This window comes from Flavobacterium nitrogenifigens, from assembly GCF_003254565.1.
GTDB lineage: Bacteria > Bacteroidota > Bacteroidia > Flavobacteriales > Flavobacteriaceae > Flavobacterium > Flavobacterium nitrogenifigens.
In genome coordinates this window covers 1-263 of record NZ_QJRI01000037.1, presented here as the reverse complement: position 1 = coordinate 263, position 263 = coordinate 1, and the positions used below count along the sequence as shown (strand labels likewise).

Genomic DNA, 263 nt, shown 5'->3' with positions numbered 1-263 from the left:
TCAGGGAACCTACACGATTAACTGGACTTTTGATGACGGCAACGGAAATGTAGAAACAGCAGTTCAAAAGGTGATCATTAAAGACACGGAGAAACCTGTCAAGCCTGTATTAGCAGATATTACGGGAGAATGTTCTGCAACAGCAGCAGCGCCGACAACCACAGATAATTGTGCTGGAACAGTGACTGGAACAACGGCAGATCCATTGGCATACAATGCTCAGGGGACTTACACGATTAACTGGACTTTTGATGACGGCAACG

At 46.0% G+C, this 263-nt stretch carries 1 protein-coding gene; it reads left to right on the top strand.

Features of this window, described 5'->3' with window-relative positions:
• A partial coding sequence (locus DM397_RS00160; RefSeq protein ID WP_204251832.1) for a hypothetical protein occupies positions 1–263 on the top strand: 263 nt, incomplete at both ends.